Origin of the sequence: Sphingomonas sp. 179-A 2A2 NHS, from assembly GCF_045371305.1 — a bacterium.
Taxonomy (GTDB): domain Bacteria; phylum Pseudomonadota; class Alphaproteobacteria; order Sphingomonadales; family Sphingomonadaceae; genus Sphingomonas.
Genome location: NZ_JBIQDE010000003.1, coordinates 199641 through 219736, shown reverse-complemented (window position 1 = coordinate 219736; position 20096 = coordinate 199641). Strand labels below are relative to the sequence as shown.

Annotated in this window: 17 protein-coding genes and 2 tRNA genes; 11 read left to right on the top strand and 8 right to left on the bottom strand. The window is 66.0% G+C overall.

Going from position 1 to position 20096, the window contains the following annotated elements; genetic code table 11:
• Positions 1 to 64: 64 nt before the first annotated feature.
• From ACH0AE_RS07420 to queE, 6 genes are all read left to right on the top strand, one after another.
• The gene (locus tag ACH0AE_RS07420) at positions 65 to 1255 is read left to right on the top strand and encodes an aspartate aminotransferase family protein (RefSeq protein WP_406875610.1); all 1191 of its coding nucleotides are present in this window, start codon (positions 65 to 67) and stop codon (positions 1253 to 1255) included.
• Positions 1256 to 1382: 127 nt separating this feature from the next.
• The gene (argF, locus tag ACH0AE_RS07415) at positions 1383 to 2303 is read left to right on the top strand and encodes an ornithine carbamoyltransferase (RefSeq protein WP_294441842.1); all 921 of its coding nucleotides are present in this window, start codon (positions 1383 to 1385) and stop codon (positions 2301 to 2303) included.
• Between the two features lie 107 nt (positions 2304 to 2410).
• Positions 2411 to 3319 carry an Hsp33 family molecular chaperone HslO gene (locus tag ACH0AE_RS07410; protein ID WP_294441843.1) on the top strand — a complete coding sequence of 303 codons (909 nt, stop codon included), beginning with the start codon at positions 2411 to 2413 and terminating at the stop codon, positions 3317 to 3319.
• A 98-nt stretch (positions 3320 to 3417) separates the two neighbouring features.
• Complete coding sequence (locus ACH0AE_RS07405; RefSeq protein WP_294441844.1) at positions 3418 to 3828, top strand: hypothetical protein; 411 nt, start codon at positions 3418 to 3420, stop codon at positions 3826 to 3828.
• 163 nt (positions 3829 to 3991) lie between these two features.
• Positions 3992 to 4690, top strand: coding sequence for a 7-cyano-7-deazaguanine synthase QueC (gene queC / locus ACH0AE_RS07400; RefSeq protein WP_294441845.1), 699 nt, complete (start codon positions 3992 to 3994; stop codon positions 4688 to 4690).
• Positions 4691 to 4704: 14 nt separating this feature from the next.
• The gene (gene queE, locus ACH0AE_RS07395) at positions 4705 to 5337 is read left to right on the top strand and encodes a 7-carboxy-7-deazaguanine synthase (protein ID WP_294441846.1); all 633 of its coding nucleotides are present in this window, start codon (positions 4705 to 4707) and stop codon (positions 5335 to 5337) included.
• A gap of 19 nt (positions 5338 to 5356) precedes the next feature.
• Here the strand turns inward: queE and ACH0AE_RS07390 are convergent, their stop codons facing one another.
• From ACH0AE_RS07390 to ACH0AE_RS07355, 8 genes are all read right to left on the bottom strand, one after another.
• Complete coding sequence (locus tag ACH0AE_RS07390) at positions 5357 to 7186, bottom strand: DUF885 domain-containing protein (RefSeq protein WP_406875609.1); 1830 nt, start codon at positions 7184 to 7186, stop codon at positions 5357 to 5359.
• 93 nt (positions 7187 to 7279) lie between these two features.
• On the bottom strand, positions 7280 to 8191 hold the full coding sequence (locus tag ACH0AE_RS07385) for an acyl-CoA thioesterase II (protein WP_294441848.1): 912 nt from the start codon (positions 8189 to 8191) through the stop codon (positions 7280 to 7282).
• A 130-nt stretch (positions 8192 to 8321) separates the two neighbouring features.
• Complete coding sequence (locus ACH0AE_RS07380) at positions 8322 to 9449, bottom strand: acyl-CoA dehydrogenase family protein (RefSeq protein ID WP_294441852.1); 1128 nt, start codon at positions 9447 to 9449, stop codon at positions 8322 to 8324.
• Between the two features lie 139 nt (positions 9450 to 9588).
• Entirely contained in the window at positions 9589 to 10773 is a 1185-nt protein-coding gene (locus ACH0AE_RS07375) for an acyl-CoA dehydrogenase family protein (protein WP_294445062.1), read from the bottom strand.
• A complete protein-coding gene (locus ACH0AE_RS07370) occupies positions 10770 to 11174 on the bottom strand; it encodes a VOC family protein (RefSeq protein WP_227770390.1) in 405 nt (134 codons plus the stop codon). Before ACH0AE_RS07370 ends, ACH0AE_RS07375 begins: the two co-directional genes overlap by 4 nt.
• Entirely contained in the window at positions 11171 to 12493 is a 1323-nt protein-coding gene (locus tag ACH0AE_RS07365) for an amidase family protein (RefSeq protein ID WP_406875608.1), read from the bottom strand. Before ACH0AE_RS07365 ends, ACH0AE_RS07370 begins: the two co-directional genes overlap by 4 nt.
• A gap of 105 nt (positions 12494 to 12598) precedes the next feature.
• A complete protein-coding gene (locus ACH0AE_RS07360) occupies positions 12599 to 14629 on the bottom strand; it encodes a 3-hydroxyacyl-CoA dehydrogenase NAD-binding domain-containing protein (RefSeq protein ID WP_406875607.1) in 2031 nt (676 codons plus the stop codon).
• Between the two features lie 61 nt (positions 14630 to 14690).
• A complete protein-coding gene (locus ACH0AE_RS07355; protein ID WP_294445067.1) occupies positions 14691 to 15914 on the bottom strand; it encodes a serine hydrolase in 1224 nt (407 codons plus the stop codon).
• Positions 15915 to 16064: 150 nt separating this feature from the next.
• Here ACH0AE_RS07355 and ACH0AE_RS07350 point away from each other — a divergent pair, with 150 nt between their 5' ends.
• The 5 genes from ACH0AE_RS07350 to ACH0AE_RS07330 all read left to right on the top strand — a co-directional run bounded on the left by ACH0AE_RS07350 (position 16065) and on the right by ACH0AE_RS07330 (position 20094).
• Positions 16065 to 17762, top strand: a complete 1698-nt coding sequence (locus ACH0AE_RS07350) for a class I adenylate-forming enzyme family protein (protein WP_406875606.1) — start codon at positions 16065 to 16067, stop codon at positions 17760 to 17762.
• Positions 17763 to 17794: 32 nt separating this feature from the next.
• A complete protein-coding gene (locus ACH0AE_RS07345; protein WP_406875605.1) occupies positions 17795 to 18553 on the top strand; it encodes a Crp/Fnr family transcriptional regulator in 759 nt (252 codons plus the stop codon).
• A gap of 34 nt (positions 18554 to 18587) precedes the next feature.
• The gene (locus ACH0AE_RS07340) at positions 18588 to 19829 is read left to right on the top strand and encodes an AI-2E family transporter (RefSeq protein ID WP_406875604.1); all 1242 of its coding nucleotides are present in this window, start codon (positions 18588 to 18590) and stop codon (positions 19827 to 19829) included.
• 24 nt (positions 19830 to 19853) lie between these two features.
• Positions 19854 to 19930 (top strand) — tRNA-Asp (locus tag ACH0AE_RS07335).
• 90 nt (positions 19931 to 20020) lie between these two features.
• Positions 20021 to 20094: transfer RNA gene (locus ACH0AE_RS07330), tRNA-Asp, on the top strand.
• Positions 20095 to 20096: the final 2 nt, after the last annotated feature.

Here is a 20096-nt window from a genome sequence, read left to right as displayed (position 1 = left end):
ATCCGTATCAGGGCGTCAGGGCGGTCCCTGTTGGGCCGCCCTTGCTCTTTCAAGGAGACGCCCCGTGTCGATCACCGCCCTGATGCCCGTTTATCCCCGCTGCGGGGTGCGGCCAGTGCGAGGCGAGGGGTGCCATCTGATCAGCGAGGATGGCCGCCGTTTCCTGGATTTCGCCAGCGGCATCGCAGTGAACGCGCTCGGCCATGGCCATCCGAAACTGGTGAAGGCGATCGCCGATCAGGCCGCCACGCTGATGCACGTCAGCAACCTCTACGGCAGCCCGCAGGGTGAACAGTTCGCGCAGCGGCTGGTCGACAATACCTTTGCCGACACGGTGTTCTTCACCAACTCGGGCGCAGAGGCGGTGGAATGCGCGATCAAGACCGCGCGCCGCTATCACTTCGCCAATGGCAATCCGCAGCGCCACGACCTCATCACCTTCTCGATGGCGTTCCACGGCCGCACCATGGGCACCATCTCGGCCACCAACCAGGCCAAGATGCGTGACGGGTTCGAGCCGCTGCTGCCGGGCTTCAAATATGCCGAGTTCAACGATCTCGAAGGCGCACTGGCGCTGATCGATGAAAATACCGCCGGCTTCCTGGTCGAACCGATCCAGGGCGAAGGCGGCATCCGCGCCGCGACGCCGGAATTCCTCAAGGGCTTGCGCAAGGCGTGCGACGACCACGGCCTGCTGCTGGTGCTCGATGAAGTGCAGGCGGGCTATGGCCGCACCGGCAAGCTGTTCGCGCACGAACTCTACGGCATCACGCCCGACATCATGGCCTCGGCCAAGGGCATCGGCGGCGGCTTCCCGCTCGGCGCCTGCCTTGCCACCGAGGAAGCGGCCAAGGGCATGGTGATCGGCACGCACGGCTCCACCTATGGCGGCAACCCGCTCGCGATGGCGGCGGGTGAGGCCGTGCTCGACGTGATCCTGGAAGACGGCTTCCTTGATCGGGTGACGCAGATGGGCGAGCGGCTGCGCTCCTCCCTTGAGCAGATGATCCCGAACTACGATCACCTGTTCGACAGCGTGCGCGGCCACGGCCTGATGCTCGGCCTGAAGCTCAAGAGCGACAGCCGCCGCTTCGTCGAATTCGCCCGCGACAACCACGGCCTGCTGCTGGTCTCGGCCGGCGAGAATGTCGTGCGCGTCCTGCCGCCGCTGGTGATCGACGAAAGCCACATCGCCGAGTGCATCGAGAAGCTCAGCGAGGCGGCACGCGTCTACGTTCCCGCCAGCGACGATTGATGAACGGGCTCCGGCGCCTCGCGCCGGAGCCGTTTGGACGGATCTGGCCGCCGCGAGTCCGATTGAGGCCGATGTTCGCCGGATAGCGGCCGCCCATGATGCGCATGAGGCCATTGGAGGAGCTGAAGTGACCCGCCATTTCTTGAACCTGTCGGACGCTGGTGCCGACGGCCTCGCCGCCATCCTCGCGGACGCGCTCGATCGCAAAAAGGCCCGCGCCGGCTGGACCAAGGGCCGCGTCGACGCCGACGCCCCGCTCGCCGGCCACGTCCTGGCGATGATCTTTGAGAAGAACTCCACCCGCACCCGCGTCTCGTTCGACATGGCGGTCCGCCAGCTCGGCGGCCAGTCGATCGTGATGGAGGCGGGCCAGATGCAGCTCGGTCGCGGCGAAACCGTGGCCGACACCGCCCGCGTCCTCTCGGGCTATGTCGACGCGATCATGATCCGAACCGACGACCATGCCAAGGTCGAGGAAATGGCGCATTACGCCAGCGTTCCGGTGATCAACGGCCTGACCGACGCCTCGCACCCTTGCCAGATCGTCGCCGACCTTCTGACCGTTCTGGAGCAGGGCAAGGCGCTGCCGGGCCTGAAGGTCGCCTGGCTCGGCGATGGCAACAATGTGCTTGCCTCGATCGTCGAGGCAGCCGGGCTGATGCAGTTCGACGTTGTCGCCGCCTGCCCGCAGGGCTTCCAGCCATCCGACTCCGACCTCGCCCTTGGAAAAGGGCGCGCGAAGGTCGTGGGCAATGCGCGCGAAGCCGTTGAGGGCGCCGATATCGTCGTCACCGACACCTGGATCTCGATGGGTCAGGCGCACGCCGACACGAAGCTCGCGGCCATGATGCCGTTCCAGGTCGATGCAGCGCTGATGGCCACCGCCAAGCCCGACGCGAAGTTCCTCCACTGCCTCCCGGCGCATCGTGGCGAAGAGGTGACCGAGGACGTCATCGATGGTCCGCAGTCGCTGATCTGGGCCGAGGCTGAGAACCGGCTGCATGCGCAGAAATCTATCCTTCGCTGGTGCTTCGGCCAGATCGGTTGATCGAAGCGCCCCCGATACCCATCTGCGCCTGACCGAATCCCCGTCCGCTGTCCTGCCGCTCGCGGCGCGACGACAGGGCTTCATCTTCTCAGCCCCGCACGGTGGAAATGACTGACCTCATCAATCACGACTTTGATCGCGCCATCGGATTCACGATCCCGCATCAGAATGCTCGGGGCCGCCTCGTTCGGCTGGGACCGGTGCTGGACGAAATCCTTGCCGCTCACGCCTATCCTCCGGCAATTGAGTCGCTGCTGGCAGAGGCCCTGACGCTCACTGCGCTGGTCGGCTCGACGCTGAAGGATGTGGGCGGACAACTGACGCTGCAATCGCAGGGCGAGCATGGTGTCGTGCGTCTTCTGGTGTGCGATTACCGCGCCGGGGAGCTTCGCGGCTACGTCCAGTTCGATCCGGACAAGCTGGCGGACGCCCCGGCTGACCCCACGCTCTTCGGCCTGTTCGGACAGGCATACCTGGCGATCACTTTCGACTTGGCAGCGACCGGCGAGCGGTACCAGGGGATCGTACCTCTGGACGGCGATCGCCTGTGCGACGCTGTGCAGAGCTATTTTGCCCAGTCCGAGCAGATCCCGACGCAGGTACAGGTCGGGTTCGCCAAGCGGGATGGTAAGTGCGTTGCCGGTGGTCTCCTGCTTCAGCACTTGCCGGAGGGCGAAGAGGGCCGCGAGCGGCTGCATACGAAGCTCGACCACCCCGAGTGGGATCATGTCGCAGCCCTTGGCGCCACGATGGGGAGCGAGGAACTCGCGGACCCGACGCTGCCGCTTGAAACGCTGGTGTGGCGACTTTTCAACGAAGAGGAAGAGGTTCGTGTCCTCGCGGAGACGACCATCGTCAAGGGATGCCGCTGTACGATCGAGCACATCCGCTCGGTCCTGGCGAAGTTCCCGCCCGAAGAGCAGCGCGCCATGGCCAATGAAGAAGGGGTCATCGGTGTCGATTGCGCTTTCTGCTCGACCGTGTTCCCAATTCGGGTCGACGAACTCGTCGCATGACGGTCGACAGCCGTCCTTCAACCGCAACGATTATGCTATTGCCGGATCGCCAAGCCGAGCGCTGAGGATCGCGCGTCGGTGAGGACAGGGAAAGAGACATGCTTCGCTTCGCTTACCTAGCCGCGATCGGGCTGGCTGCCGTTGCCGCGGCCGCCGCAGCGCAGGGCGCGCGACCCGCATTGCTCGATCAGCTGCGTCCGGGCAGCTGGACGCTGCACGAGATCGGTTCGCCCGCCGCACGAAGGACGATTTGCGTCACCGATGCCGCGTCCCTGCTGCAGGTTCATCACGGCGCGGCACAATGTGCGCGCTTCGTCGTCTCCAGCGATCAACGTACGACAACCGTGAGCTACACCTGCGCAGGCCAGGGATACGGCCGCACCACCCTGACCGCTGAAAGTCCGACGCTCGTTCGCATTCAGACGCAGGGGCTCGCTCAAGGGGCGCCCTTCGACATGGATTACGAGGCGAGACGCGACGGGATATGCGTGCGATCGGCCAAAAATTAGCGCGGTGTTAACGCTTTGGGCGTTAAATGCGCCGCGTGCTTCTAGCCGAGCACTTTCTCTCCCTAGTTTTTTCGCCTCACAAGGGCACCCTGGGCCGCCCGGTTTGCCGGTGCGGCCCTTTTTCTTGCGCCGCGCGCCCAATGCGCCTAGCCGCCGCGCGATCATGACAAGCCAACTTCCACCCGCAGTCGCGCTGGTCTCCGGGGGCCTCGATTCCATGGTATCCGCTGCCTTGGCGCGCGAGGCGGGACACCCGCTGCTCGCCCTGTCGATCGATTATAACCAGCGCCACCAGGTCGAACTGGCGGCTGCCGCCCGGATCGCGCGAGTGCTGGGGGCCATCCGGCACGTGGTGCTGCCGATTGATCTGCGGGCCTTCGGCGGATCGGCCCTGACGGCCGACATCGACGTTCCGAAAGACGGGGTCGGCGGCGATATCCCGGTGACCTATGTTCCGGCGCGCAACACGGTTTTTCTCAGCCTGGCGCTCGCCTGGGCAGAGGCGGCAGGTGCGCGCTCACTCTACATCGGGGTGAACGCGCTGGATTATTCGGGATACCCCGATTGTCGCCCCGAGTTCATCGCCGGCTTCGAGGCGCTGGCGGAACTCGCCACCAAGGCAGGCGTGGAGGGGAATGCCTTCCGCATCCAGGCCCCGCTGCAGAGCATGACGAAGGCGGATATCGTGCGTGAGGGCACGCGGCTAGGCCTCGATCTTGGACTTAGCTGGTCGTGTTATGACCCGGCGCCGAACGATGTTCATTGCGGACTGTGCGACAGCTGCCGTCTCCGCCACAAAGGCTTTGAGGACGCCGGGGTTTCGGACCCTACCGTCTATGCCGTGACGCCGCCGGCGCCCTGACGGATCGCGCCGGCATGAGCTATGCGGTCAAGGAAATGTTCCTGACGCTCCAGGGTGAAGGCGTGCAAGCGGGTCGGCGCGCGGTGTTCGTGCGCTTTGCCGGCTGCAACCTGTGGTCTGGCCGTGAGCAGGATCGGGCGAGCGCGATCTGCCGCTTCTGCGACACCGATTTCGTGGGCATCCATGGCCTTGGTGGCGGCCGCTTCGCTGATGCCGAGGCGCTGGTGGCTGCCGTAACCGCGATGTGGGGCGAGGGGATGGAAGATCGCTTCGTCGTTCTCACCGGTGGGGAGCCGATGTTGCAGATCGACGACGCGTTGATCGACGCACTGCACGCCGCCGGCTTCTTTATCGCCATCGAAAGCAACGGAACGCTGGCGGTGCACCCGGGCATCGACTGGGTGTGCATCAGTCCCAAGGCGGGTAGCGTTACCGTGCAGCGGCGCGGTGACGAGTTGAAGCTGGTCTGGCCACAGCCGGGCAGTGACATCGCGGCAATGGAAGAGTGGGATTTCCGTCACTTCCTGCTGCAGCCGCTTGATGATCCGCATGCCGATGCGAACCGCGATGAAGCAATGGCGATGGTGATGGCGCGGCCTCGCTGGCGCCTGTCGCTGCAGACGCACAAGCTGCTCGGCCTCCGCTAAAGCTTCGGCCTCGCCGGGATTAGACCCGGCTCGCCGTCCAGCGATCCACTACCTTGCCGAGCACGCCTAGCGGCATGCCCCCGGCCTGCACCACGGCATCATTGAAGCCGCGCACGTCGAAGCGCTGGCCGAGCTTCGCCTTTGCGGCGTCGCGGAGGCGATTGATCTCGTTGTGGCCTGTCTTGTAGCCGAGTGCCTGGCCGGGCCAGATGCAGTAGCGGTTGATCTCGGACCGGGCATGCGCCTCAGTGTAGCCAGTGGCTGCCATCATCCAGCGCGTTGCCTGATCGATCGACCAGCGCTTGTGATGCAAGCCGGTATCGACGACGAGGCGCGCCGCTCGGAAGTTCATCGATTGCAGATAGCCGATGCGGCCGAGGGGATCGTCATCGTAATAGCCAAGCTCGGCCCCGATCTGCTCCGCGTAGAGCCCCCAGCCTTCCGAATAGGCGTTGAACCCGAGGAGGGTACGGATCAGCGGCAGATCGAAGGTATATTCGCCCTGCCAGATGTGGCCCGGAATGCCTTCGTGGAAGGTGAGGGTGGGCAGGCCGAAGCGCGCCCAGCTATCCATGTCCTTGAGATTGATGAAGTAAATTCCGGGTGTTGAGCCATCGAGCGCACCCGGACCCGCATAGCCGTTGGGCGCACCGTTCTGGATCGCCGGCGGCACGCGTTTGATGACGAGGTTGCCGCGCACGAGCTTCCCGAACGCCTGCGGCAGCTTCGGCCGCAACTTCGCGACGATCGTATTGAGATAGGCGAGCAGTTCCGCGCGACCCTGATCATTGTCCGCAAACAACAGGTCCGGCCGCTTGCCGAGCGCCGCCATCCGCTCGCCCGCCGTGCCTTTGGTGAGGCCTTGGGCGCGGAGTAAAGGATCGAGTTCAGCGGCATAAACGCGGCATTGTTCGAGCCCGAGTTCGTGAATCTGTTCAGGCGTACGTTTGGTGGTGGTGGCCGCCTCGGCGAGCCAGGCATAGCGGTCGGCCGTGTCGGGGAGATGCCACATCCCCCCGTCCTGTGAGGCGCGAGCCTTGAGTGCGGCAAGGGTGTCGGCTTGATTGATCAGGGCGGGGGTGATGCGACGGTCGACCATGGCCGCGGCGCGGCTGACCCAGTCGCCCTTGAGACCAGCCTTTGCGGTTTTCTCGGCGAAGCTGCGGATCATGCCCTGCTCGGCCGCGGGCTGGGCAGCCCCAGCGCGAAGCTGGGCCACGGTGATATCGTTGAACGGCGCCGGGAGGAGGACGCCCTCCGCGGCATCCGCCCAAAGGCGCTCGGTTTCTGCTGCCAGTTGCGCTGCGTAGGCTTCGAGCCGGGCCAGATAAGCTTCGGCGTCCGCGCTGTTCGTCACCTGATGCTTGTTTTCCAGCAGATCGGGCGTGTCGACGAACGCGCCATTGCCCTGCGTGACTATGTAAGGCGTTGAGCGATAACCATTATTCGACAGGAAGGCCATGTCGCCGACCGGCATCCGCTTCCAGCCGTCCAGCGCAATCTCATGAGCTGCGATGACGGTTTTGACGTGTGTCGCGACCGTCGGGGAAAGCGAAGCGCTGTCGATGCGGCGCAGCTCGGCGAGGCTCTGGGCAGCGTCACTGCGCCGGGTGGCCTCGGCGGTGGCACTGCGGTCGGTTAGCTTGGCCTTGAGCGCGATGCGCTTGCCATTGTCGAGGCCGAGATAGGCGGCGCCCTCGGGGTACGCAGTGAGCAGCGCCTCTGCGTGGCGGTCGAGTGTGGCGAGCGCGGCGGCGTCGGCGGATTGCGCCAGTACGGGAGCGGAAACGGCCGAGGTGGCCGCGACGGCGGCGGTGCCGGTGAGGAAATCGCGGCGCGCAATGGTCATGACATGGCTTTCAAGGGACGGGGATTGGCGCCCGATGCGCATCAATGCGCGTGGTCGCGCGGCGATGGATGCCGAATGCGCAGCGATGGAACGTCATTCCGCGCGCGGGGTGCGCTGACGGATCAATCCCTCCTGCGCGACGCTGGCGACGAGGCGGCCATCCTGCGTGAAGATCTGACCGCGGTTCATGCCGCGCGCATGGCCGGCCCAGGGGCTGTCGGTGGCGTAGAGCAGCCATTCGTCGGCGCGGAAATCCTCGTGCAGCCAGACGGAGTGGTCGAGGCTGGCGCTCTGGAAGCCGGGCGTCGTCCAGTTGACGCCGTGCGGCAGCATACAGGTGCCGAGCAGCGCCATGTCAGACGCGTAGGAGAGGATCGCGCGGTGCATCGAGGGATCGTCGCCGACGGGGGCGACGGCGCGGAACCAGCTGTGCTGGATCGGCTCGGTCGGCGTCGGGTTGAACCACTTGCGCGGATAGACGGGGCGGATCTCGATCGGGCGCGGGCGCGTGACCATCCGGCGCTGCTTTTCGGGCAGGTTCACCGCGTCCTTCTCGCGCAGTTCCGCCTCGGTCGGCAGCGATTCGGGCGGGGGCACGTCGGGCATGCGATCCTGGTGGTGGAAGCCGTCCTCCGGCACCTGCAGCGAGCAGGCAAGATTGAGGATCGGGGCGCCGCGCTGCATCGCGATGACGCGGCGGGTGGCGAAGCTGCGGCCTTCGAAATCGCGCACGACGCGGTAGATGATCGGGAAATTCTCGTCCCCCGGCCGCATGAAATAGGCGTGGAGTGAATGAGCCACCTTTGGCGCGTCGGTCGAGCGCTGCGCCGCCTGGAGCGCCTGCGCGATCACCTGGCCGCCGAAGACGCGGCCGACGCCGCCCTTCGACCGGCGGCCGCGATAGAGATCGGTGTCGATTTCCTCAACGTCGAGCAGATCAACGAGATCGGCGGCCAGAGCCTCGGGGGTGGGGGGAATGCGCGTGTCGTTCGAGGTGTCGCTCATCTAATCCGGTCCCTGTGCCTGCCGCGATGGGGCAGGCAAGCAGGGCGGCCGTGGATCACGCCTGGCACACCCGTTGCGACCTGCCCCTGATGTCGCTCCCCTCCCTCCTGCGGGAGGGAGGGGAAAAGCGTCAATAGCCGGCCGCGCGCGCGAGGCGATCGGCGTGGAAGTTGGCGTCTCCGAACAGTTCGGCGAGCACGCGCTGGCGCTTCATGTAGAAACCGATGTCATATTCATCGGTCATGCCGATGCCGCCGTGCATCTGGATGCCTTCCTGCACGCTGAGCATCGTGGCGAGACCGGTCATCGCCTTGGCGACCGAGACGGCGGCGTCGGCCTTCTCGTCACCGGCGTCGAGCAACTGCTGCGCCTTCAGCACGGCAGCGCGCGCCACTTCCATCTCGCTGTAGAGGTGCGAGGCGCGGTGCTGCAGCGCCTGGAAGCTGCCGATCAGCACGCCGAACTGCTTGCGCTCCTTCAGGTAATTGACCGTCATGTCCATCGCGCCAGCGCCGACGCCGAGCATTTCGGCAGCGGCACCCGCACGGCCGGCGCGCAGCAGGCGATCGAGCGGCGTGCGGCCGGCATCGACTTCGCCGATTACGGCGTCGGCATCGACTTCGACACCGGCGAACTCAATCCGCGCGGCGAGGCTGGCGTCGGTAAGGCGCTCGGCCTTGGCGGTCATGCCCGCGGCATTCTTGGGCACGGCGAACAGCGTCACGCCGTCCTGATCATCGGCAGCGCCGGCGGTGCGAGCGGCGACGATCACCACATCGGCGACATGGCCGTGGTGGACGAACTGCTTCGCGCCGGTGAGCTTGAAGCCGTTGCCCGCGCGCTCGGCCTTCATGGCCACGCTGTTACGGTGCTTCGCGCCTTCGTCGATCGCGAGCGCGGCGACGGTCTCGCCAGCGAGGATGCCAGGGAACCAGCGTTCTGCGTGCGGCGTGCCCTTCATCGCCTCAACCGCGGCGACGGCAGTCTGCAGGAACGGCGAGGGCGACAGGTTGCGGCCGATCTCCTCCAGCACCAAGCCCGCCTCGACATGGCCGAGGCCAAGGCCGCCCTGTGCCTCGTCGATGAGAATGCCGGTGAAGCCCATGTCGGCGAACTGCTTCCACAAATCGCGCGAGAAGCCGGTCTGATCATTGTCGTCGCGCAGCTTGCGCATGTGGCTGACGGGAGCGGAATCGGCCACGAAATCGCGCGCGGTATCGCGCAGCATGGTCTGATCTTCGTTCAGGAAAAGAGGCATCGTTCGTCCCTTTTACGCTCCGGCACTCATGTGGCCCCGGAGGAGGTGGGAAGGGGCGGCTGGCGCCTGCGGCCGCGCCGCCCGCTTCCCGTAGATGGTCTGGCGAGCGCGCCCTCCCCTTGGGGGAAGGGCGACCCGATCACGCGCCCGGAAGCTCCAGGATGCGCTTCGAGATGATGTTGAGCTGCACCTCGCTGGTGCCGCCCTCGATCGAGTTCGCCTTGGTGCGCAGCCAGTCGCGTGCCGGCGCACCGCCGCGCGACCGCTCGCTTTCCCATTCCAGATTATCGGAGCCGCCGGATGCCATCAGCAGTTCGTGGCGGGCCTTGTTCAGCTCCGTCCCGTAATATTTCATCATCGACGGCTGCGCGGGGTGCGCACGGCCTGCCTTCAGTTCGTCAATGAAGCGTTCGGACTGGGCCGCGAACGCCTTGGAGCGGACCTCGAACTCGGCGATCTTGGCGCGCAGCAGCGGATCGGCAAGGCGGCCGTCATGATCGAGGCCGATGGTGGCGATCGCGCCTTCGATCAGCGGGTTCCTGCCGCCGCCGCCAAGGCCCATGTTCGAGATCATCTCACGCTCATGGCCGAGCAGGTATTTCGCGACGTCCCAGCCCTTGTTGAGCTCACCGACGAGGTTCTCCTTCGGCACCTTCACATTGTCGAAGAAGGTTTCGCAGAAGGGCGAATAGCCGCTGATCAGCAGGATCGGCTTGGTGGAGACGCCCGGCGTCTGCATGTCGAACAGGACGAAGCTGATGCCCTTGTGCTTGTTCGTCTTGTCGGTGCGCACGAGGCAGAAGATCCAGTCCGCGTAATTCGCGTAGCTGGTCCAGATCTTCTGGCCGTTGATGAGGAAGTGATCGCCCTTGTCCTCCGCCGAGGTGGCGAGGCTCGCAAGGTCGGACCCGGCGTTTGGCTCCGAATAGCCCTGACACCAGCGGATCTCGCCGCGCGCGATCTTGGGCAGATGCTCCTTCTTCTGCTCCTCGGTGCCGTATTTCAGCAGCGCCGGCCCAAGCATCGAGATGCCGAACGAGGAGAGCGGGTTGCGGCACCGCAGCTTCGCCATTTCCTCGCGCAGGATCTTGGTTTCGGCAGCAGACAGCCCGCCGCCGCCATATTCCTTGGGCCAGTCGGGCACCGTCCAGCCCTTCGCGCCCATGGCGTCCATCCACTTCTTCTGCGCCGGGGTCATGGCGCTCTGGTCGCGGCCACCCCAGACGCTGTCTTTTTCGCTGCGGATCGGCTCGCGCATCTCGGGCGGGCAATTCGCCTCGAGCCACGCGCGCGTCTCGGCGCGGAACTGATCAAGATCGGTCATTCGCTTGCTCCTTCGCGGGTCTTCTCGCGCAGATATTGGATGAGTTCGATGGTGTGGCCTTCCGGATCATCGAGGAAGGCGATGCGCATGCCGGGGAGATCCTCCGGCGGGCGAACGGCGGTGGCACCGGCGGCGATCGCGCGATCCCAGGCGGCCTGGATGTCGCGCGTCGAGAGGCCGAGCGGCCCGTGATTGTCCCCGCGCACAAGGGCGCGGCCGTCGGTGTGATGATAGAGGACGAGGGTGAAGGGATCATCGGGAAGGCCGATCAGCACCTCCTCCAGGCCCGGTAGCGCGATCCGCCTGCGTTCCGTGAAGCCGAACGCTTGCTCGTAGAAGGCGAGCGCGCGGGGCAGATCCTCCACGACGAACTTGGTGAAGAGGATGCGGCCGACGGTCATTGCGCGCCTCCGGCGGCGTCGTGAATGTCGCGTGCCGCGGCGATCGCGGTGCGATCGGCATAAAGGTCCGCGATCACCTGGACGCCGATCGGCAGCCCGTCCGCATCGTTGCCGATCGGCACGCTGGTGGCGGGCAGCATCGGGAAGGTCGCGAGGCCGGGGAAGACGAACTGGTGGAAGAATTGCGTATCCTCGCCGTTGATCGAGAGGCGGCGGGTGGCGAGTGGCGTGGGATCGTGCGGGAATGCCGTCATGCCGACGGTTGGCGCGATCACCGCGTCGTAGGTTTCGAACAGGCGGCGCCACTGACGCTGGTTGCGCGCCTGTTCGTCATGGAGGTGGAGCCAGGGTTCGAGCTCGGGCGCGGCCTCGCCCTCCGGCCGCGGTGCACGGCGTGACATGGCGATGTTGAGCATCTTCCAATAGCCGGCGTGCTGGCGTTCGAGGTCGGGCAGGAGATCGCTGCTGGTGTCGACGGTCGCGCCGGTTTCGCGCAACGCCGCGGCCACCCGTTCGAGGGCATCGACGATCGATTGCTGCACCCGTGCCATCAGATGGCTGGTGAGGAGCAGGAAGCGCCAGTTGCTGCCGTGGCGGCGTGCCGGGGCGAGCGGGTGATCGGCGACGATGCCGAGCGCCGTTTCGAGATCGTCAGCGTCGCGTGCCATCGGGCCGAGCACCGACAGGACGGTGCGCGCCCCGTCCGTGCCGGGCATGTAATGGCCCTCCGTGGGGATCACGCCCCAGGTGGTCTTGTGCCCCCACACGCCGTTGAAGGCGGCGGGCACGCGGATCGAGCCGCCGATGTCGGATCCGAATTCCAGCGGGACCATGCCGGCGGCGAGCGCAACGGCCGATCCGCCGGAGGAACCGCCCGCCACGCGATCAGGGTTCACCGCATTGTTGGTGCGGCCATAGACCGGGTTGTCGGACTGGAGATCCGACAGGGCAGGCGGGACGTTGGTCTTGCCCAGGATGATCGCGCCGGCGGCCTTCAGGCGTCGAACGGTGACGGCATCTTGCGCAGCGGTGAAATCGCGATGCTCGGCAAAGCCGAAGGTCGTCGGCAGGCCGGCGACGTCATAGCTTTCCTTGATCGTCATCGGCACGCCGAGCAGCGGGCCGTCGAAGCCTTCGGCGATGCGCGCGTCGAGCTCGGCAGCGGCGGCGCGGGCGCGATCGAAATCACGGACCACGACGGCGTTGAGCGGGCCGTCGCGTTCCTCGATGCGGGCGATCGCCGCCTCGGTTTCCGCCAGCGCCGTGGTGGTGCCGGAGCGGACCGCGGCGGCGGTTTGAAGAGCGGTGCGTTCAGTCATCGGCCCCTCCTCCTGTGCCCGCCTGCCCGGCGCGCGTGGTAACGCCAGCCCCGAATAGGGAGAGGCGGCACCGCGCGGTGACGGGCAGGGCGGAACACGATGCGGTCACTTCAGCGCAGCGCCCGTCTCGGCTGCGGTCTTGAGGCTCTCGGCAACCTTGAAGCCATGCTTTTCAAGGCCTTCGACGATCTTCTTCAGGCCGACTTCATTCTGCGCCCAGAACATCGGGCCGCCGCGATAGACCGGCCAGCCATAGCCCATGATCCAGACCACATCGATGTCGCTGGCGCGCTGTGCCTTGCCCTCTTCGAGGATCAGCGCGCCTTCGTTGACCATCGGATACAAAGTGCGCTCGACGATCTCCTGATCGGTGATCTCGCGCTTGGGCAGGTTCGACTTGGCGCGGAATTCCTCGATGATCTCTAGCGCGCGGGGGCTCGGCGTCGCGTTACGCTTCTCGTCGTAATCGTAATAGCCGGCGCCCTTCTTCTGGCCCCAGCGACCCTCAGCGGCGAGCGCATCGCGGATGCTCTCGATCCGGCTCGGATCGCGGTGCCAGCCGATGTCGACGCCGGCGAGATCGGCCATCTGGAACGGGCCCATCGGCATGCCGAAATCGGTATGGACCTTGTCGATCTGCTGCGGGGTCGCCCCTTCCATGAGGAGCTTGTTCGCCTCGATCTGACGCGGGCTGAGCATGCGGTTGCCGATGAAGCCATGGCAGACGCCGGCGACGACGGCGACCTTCTTGATCTTCTTGGCGAGTGCCATGACGGTGGCGAGCACGTCCTTCGCGGTCTTCTCGCCGCGCACCACTTCGAGCAGGCGCATGACGTTGGCCGGTGAGAAGAAGTGCATGCCGAGCACGTCCTCGGGACGCTTGGTGACGGCGGCGATCTCGTCGACGTTGAGGTAGCTGGTGTTGGTGGCGAGGATCGCGCCGGGCTTCGCGATGGCGTCGAGCTTGGTGAACAGCTCCTTCTTGACGTCCATGTTCTCATACACCGCCTCGATGATGAGATCGCAGTCGGCGAGATCCTCAAGGCTAAGCGTCGGGGTGAGGAGGCCCATCGCCTTCTCGGGCGCGTCGGGCTTGATCCGGCCCTTAGCAGCGGACGCCTCGTAGTTCTTGCGCATCACGCCGGTGCCACGGTCGAGCGCTTCCTGCTGCATCTCGATGATGGTGACGGGGATCCCGGCCGACAGGAAGTTCATCGAAATGCCGCCGCCCATCGTGCCGGCGCCGATGACGCCGACCTTGTTGATCGGGCGAAGCGGGGTCTTGGGATCGACGTCGTCGATCTTGGCGGCCTGGCGCTCGGCGAAGAACAGGTGGCGCTGCGCCGCCGACTGGGTGCCGGTCATCAGCTTCATGAACTGCTCGCGCTCGAACTTCATGCCCTCGTCGAAGGGCAATTCGCTGGCGGCGACGACGCAGGCGATGTTGGCGGCCGGCGCATCGAAGCCGCGCATGCGGCGACCGTGCTTCTTTTTGAACTCCTCGACCGCCTCGGGGTCCGGGGCGACTGTCTTGTCGCGAACGCGTGGGATCGGCTTCTTGTCGGCGATCTCGCGCGCGAAGGCGATGGCGTCCGCCTCCAGACTGTCCTCTCCAACGACGCGGTCGACGAGGCCGACCTCTGCCGCCTTCTTGGCGGAGATCGGATCGCCAATCGCGACCATCTCGATCGCGGCCTTCACGCCGACGATGCGCGGCAGGCGCTGCGTGCCGCCGGCACCGGGGAGCAGCCCCAGCTTGACCTCGGGGAGGCCCATCACCGCCGATGGCACGGCGACGCGATAGTGGCAGGCGAGCGCGACTTCGCAGCCACCGCCGAGCGCGGTGCCGTGGATTGCTGCGACGATCGGCTTCTCGCTCGAATCCATCATGTCGATGACTTCGTGGAGCGAGGCGCCCTTGGGCGGCTTGCCGAACTCGGTGATGTCGGCGCCGGCGAAGAAGGTCTTGCCGTCACAGCGGATCACCATCGCCTTCACCGCGGGATCGTTGATGCCCTGAGAGACGCCTTCCTTCAGCCCGTCACGCACGCCGGCGCCAAGCGCGTTAACCGGCGGCGAATCGGAAATGATGACGAGAACGTCGTCGTGGCGTTCGAAGCGGACGGGGGAGGTCATTGTGCGTTGCTCTCCAATACAGGAAGGACGTGCGGCCCGGTTGCCCGGGGCCGAAAGCTGGTCAGGTAAGGGCGGAGTAGATCATCGTCTTCAGCTCGCGCCGGATCGGGTAGATCATGCTGGGCGACAGCTGAGTCATGAACACCATCGTGACGCGCTCCACCGGATCGATGAAGAAGGCGGTCGAGAACATGCCGCCCCAGTAATATTCGCCGACGCTGCCCGGCATCATCGAGCGGGCGGTATCGATCGTCACCGCAAAGCCGAGGCCGAAGCCGGTGCCGGCATTCTGCGTTTCGCTGAACAGCGACTTCGACATGGCCGACAGATCCGCACCGCCGGGCAAGTGGTTCTGCGTCATCAGCTCGATCGTCTTGCGGCCGAGGATCCGCGTGCCATCGAGGGTGCCGCCGTTGAGGCACATCTGGCAGAAGCGCTGGTAATCGAGCGCAGTGGAGACGAGGCCGCCGCCGCCCGAGACGAGCTTGAACGGGCTCGACCACATGCTTTCTTGCGCGCGATCGAACATCACGCGGCCCTTGCCGGGAACGAGCGTGTAGCAATCGACGAGGCGATCGAGCTTGTCTGCCGGCACGGTGAAGCCAGTGTCGTTCATGCCGAGCGGCTTGAAAATGCGCTGTTCGAAGAAGTCCGCCAGCGACATGCCCGAGACGCGCTGCACCACCGCACCGAGCACGTCGGTCGAGACCGAATAGTTCCAGCTCGTTCCGGGCGAGAATTCGAGCGGCAGCCGCGCGAGCTCGGCGACGAAGGTGTCGAGATCGTAGTTGCCGTGCCAGTTCTCCAGCTTCAGCTCGCGGTGAGCGGCATCGACGTTCGAGCGGTTCTGGAAGCCGTAGGTGAGGCCGGAGGTGTGCCGCAGGAGATCCACCATCCGCATCGGTTCATCGGTGCGCTTGGTGATGAACGGCACACCCGCGCCGCCGCCAGCATAGACGCCGGTCTTCCTGAATTCCGGCAGGACGTGGTGGACCGGCGTGTCGAGCGCGACCTTGCACTCTTCCACCAGCATCATGAACGCGACCGAAGTGATCGGCTTCGTCATCGAGGCGATGCGGAACAGGCTGCCTTCGTCGATGGTGGCGGACCCGCCCTCGCGCGCCGCACCCTGAGACGAGAAGTGCACGATTTCGCCGTCGCGCGATACCAGCAGCTGGGCGTGCGGGAACTCGCCCGAATCGAGGTACCGCTCTTTCAGGAACGTATCGATGGCGCGCAGGCGGCTGCCGTCGAACCCGTGCTTCTCGGGTGCAGCGATCTTCATGGCCCCTCCATACCCCGGTTTCTAAATCCTGATCTCCCTATCGCTTGAGCGAGGCATGAATCAATCCTAATGCGAGGTCCTGCACACTCGTTTTTCGATCTGGGGAGGATCGCCGTGGCGACACAAGCATCGGCCGCATCATGGCCGGCCATGTCCATCAAAGAGGTAGAGGCGCTGCTGACGGCACCCGGCGCCAAGTTCGAGATGGAGACGGTGGACATTCGCGGTGTGCCGACGCGCGTATGGAAGAACGCGCCGCCGCACATGGCCGCGCTCGTCCAGCTATCGCGTACGCATGGCGAACGGCTGGCGACGATCTACGAGGATGAGCGCGTCAGCTACGAAGCGCAGTTCCGCGCGATCGCGACTCTGGCCGCCGACCTCGCCGCCGGTGGCGTGACCAAGGGCGACCGCGTGGCAGTGGCGATGCGCAACCTACCGGAATGGATCGTCGCCTTTTTTGCCGCGACCACGCTCGGCGCAATCGCGGTCCCGCTGAACGCGTGGTGGACGGGCGAGGAACTGGTCTACGGCCTGAATGACGCGGGCGCGAAGGTGCTGATCACCGATGACGAGCGCTGGGACCGGCTTGCGCCGCTACGCAGCGAGATCCCGGGCGTGGCGCGCGTCCTGGTGAGTCGCGCCACCCAGCCGCTGTACGGCGCGGAGCGACTGGAGGACGTGATCGGCACGCCGCGCGACTGGGCCGGGCTGGCAACGCGTGACCTGCCGGCGGTGGCGCTGATGCCGGAGGACGAGGCGACAATCCTTTATACCAGCGGCACGACCGGCAAGCCCAAGGGCGCGCTGGGCACCCACCGCAACTTCATGACCAACATCCTGTCGACCGCCTATGCCGCCGCGCGGACGATACTGCGGCGTGGCGAGGCCTTGCCCGAGCCGACGCCGAAGGTGGCGCTGACCGTCATTCCGCTGTTCCACGCAACCGCCCTGTCCGCCGGGCTGATGGGCGCGATGGCTGGCGGCCACACCATCATCTACATGCGCAAGTTCGAGCCGATCCGCGCGATGGAGATCATCGAGCGCGAGAAGGTGAATTCGACGGGCGGCGTGCCCACCATCGCCTGGCAGTTGCTGGAGCATCCCGAACGCCACCGCTACGACCTCTCAAGCCTGGAGACGATCGGTTATGGCGGCGCGCCGTCCGCGCCGGAACTGGTGCGCAAGATCGCCGGCGAGCTGAAGAGCGCGCCGGGCAACGGATGGGGCATGACCGAGACCACCGCGACGGTCACCACCCATTCCGGCGAGGATTATGTGAACCGGCCCGAAAGCTGCGGCCCCGCCGTGGCCGTGGCGGACCTCAGGATCATGGATCCCGATGGCGTGCGTGAATTGCCGGCTGGCGAGGTGGGCGAGCTGTGGGCGCGCGGGCCGATGATCGTGAAGGGATATTGGAACAAGCCCGAGGCGACCGCAGCCACGTTCGTCGATGGCTGGGTGCGCACCGGGGACCTTGCACGGCTGGACGAGGAAGGCTTCTGCTTCATCGTCGACCGCGCCAAGGACATGGTGATCCGCGGCGGAGAGAACATCTATTCCAGCGAGGTGGAGAACTGCCTTTACGATCACCCCGCCGTCACCGATTGCGCGCTGATCGGCATTCCGCACCGTACGCTGGGCGAGGAGCCGGCGGCGGTGGTGCACCTGGCGCCGGGCACCAGCGCCAGCGAAGCGGAGCTTCAGGCGTGGGTCCGCGATCGGCTTGCCGCCTTCAAGGTGCCGGTGGCGATCCGCTTTTGCGACGAGATGTTGCCGCGCAATGCCAATGGGAAAATCCTGAAGCGTGACCTGAAGGCCTATTTCGAGGATCGTGCTGCGGCCTGAAGCGTTACCCGGTCGAAACGAAGGGCAGCGAGATGAAGACCGACGACTTTCTGCGTGGCCGGCGGCGACACGAATTGTCGGAGGACGATCTTGCGGCGCTGGAGGCCGCTATCGAGCGCGTCGACACGGTGCCGGCGCGCAAGGTGATCTCGCGACGGGGCGAGCGGCTGCATTACAGCACGCTGCTGATCGGCGGCTTCATGTGCCGATACATGGATGCCCGCGACGGATACCGGCAGCTGCTGTCCTATCAGGTTCCGGGCGACTTCGTGGACCTGCACGGCTTCCCGACCCGGTATATCGACCATGACATCGCGGCGATCAGCGAATCGACGATTGGCCTGGTGCCGCACGAGCGGCTCGAGGCGATCATGGCGGAGCGGCCGCACCTTGCCCGGCAATTGTGGTTCAGCACGATGCTGGACGCGGCGATGCACCGGGAATGGATCTTCCGCATCGGCCGGCTCGACGCGATCGGGCGGCTCGCGCACTTCCTGTGCGAAACCTGTTGCCGGATGGAGGCGGTGGGACGGGTGCGCGACGGCAGCTTCGAATTGCCGATGACGCAGCAGGATCTGGGCGAGGCGGTGGGGCTGACCAGCGTGCACGTGAACCGCGTGATCCGGCGGCTGCGCGAGGAGGGGCTGGCAACCGTGGGGCGCGGGCGCGCCGAGATCCACAACTTCCAGCAGCTTGCCCGGCTGGGCGAGTTCGATTCGGATTACCTGTATCTCAGCGACGGGCCGTGGACCGAAGGCGAGCAGCGCCGAACCGCCAATCGATATCGCTAGGCGGCGGACACTGACCCCAGTAAGATCGGCCCATATGTCAGATCCCGCGCCGCAGGACCCGCTTGCTCCCTTAACGGCGGGCACCCCGCCTGCTGCATCTCCGGTGCTTCCGGAGGATCCGCGGATCGGCCTCCGACGTGACCGGTTGCTGGCAGCCCTGACGCTGACCGCCGGCGCGGGGCTGGCGCTGGGACTGCCGTTTGCGTTGAAGGCGGGGGCCGAGTTCTTCATGCCGACCGCGGCGGCGCTGGTGGTTGGCGTGGCGCTGATCCCGCTGCTGGAATGGCTGGAGTCGCGGCGGATCCCGTCCGCGGTCGCCTCGCTGTTCTGCGTTCTGGTGTTCCTGATCGCGGCGAACGTGGCGCTGGCAGCGATCGTGGTGCCGGCGACCGATTTCTTCCGGCTGCTGCCAAGCCGCATCGGGCGGATCCAGGAGAACCTGGCGCCGCTGCTCGATCTTTATTCGAACCTCGAGCGCTATGCGAACCGGACGCTGCGGCAGCTTGCCTCGACGCCGATCCGGTCCTCGCCCACCGCCGCGGTCGCGCCGCCGAGCTCGATCCTGGAGCTGGCCGCGACTTCGGCGCCTGGCGTCATCATTCAGGTGCTCTACGCCGTTCTCGTCACCTTCTTCTTCCTGTCGGGGTGGACGAAGTTTCGCGCGAAGATGATCACCAACCGCGAAAGCTTCGGCGGCGCGATGGCGACGGCGCGGGTGATCCAGGACGTGATCGACGACGTGTCGAGCTATCTCGGCACGATCACCGCGATCAACATCGTGCTGGGCCTGGTGACGGCAGGCGCGCTGTACCTTCTCGGCATGCCCTTCCCCTTGATGTGGGGCGGGATCGTCGCGCTTTTCAACTACATCCCCTATTTCGGGCCGGTGATCGCCGCGCTGCTCGTGGCGATCGGCGGGCTGATGACCTTTTCCGACATCTGGACCGCGCTGGCGGCGCCGGCGATCATGTATGGCCTCCACCTCATCGAGGCGAACGTGGTGACGCCACTGATCGTCGGGCACCGGCTGACGATCAATCCGGTGCTGATCCTTGTCTCGCTGAGCTATTGGGGGTGGGTGTGGGGCACGATCGGCGCGCTGCTGGCGGTGCCGCTGCTGATCATCGTGCAGACGATCCTGGGCGCGGCGGGCAAGCCGGACATCGCCGGCTTCCTGTTCGAACATGGCACTTTGGTACGCCAGCCGCGCGGGCGGTTCCGGCGCGGTGAAAAAAGCGAGGCGTCAGTCGTTGACAGCCCCGCAACCGTGGCATAGTGGCGCGCCTCCACGCTGATCCAAGCGGGTGTAGCTCAGTTGGTTAGAGCGCCGGCCTGTCACGCCGGAGGTCGCGGGTTCGAGCCCCGTCACTCGCGCCATCCTTCACGGATGGTTGCGATCGCCAGGAAGGCATTTGAATAGATCGGGTGCGCGCCCGGCCAAACGGCATGGGTGCAAGCTTGATACGAGCGGGTGTAGCTCAGTTGGTTAGAGCGCCGGCCTGTCACGCCGGAGGTCGCGGGTTCGAGCCCCGTCACTCGCGCC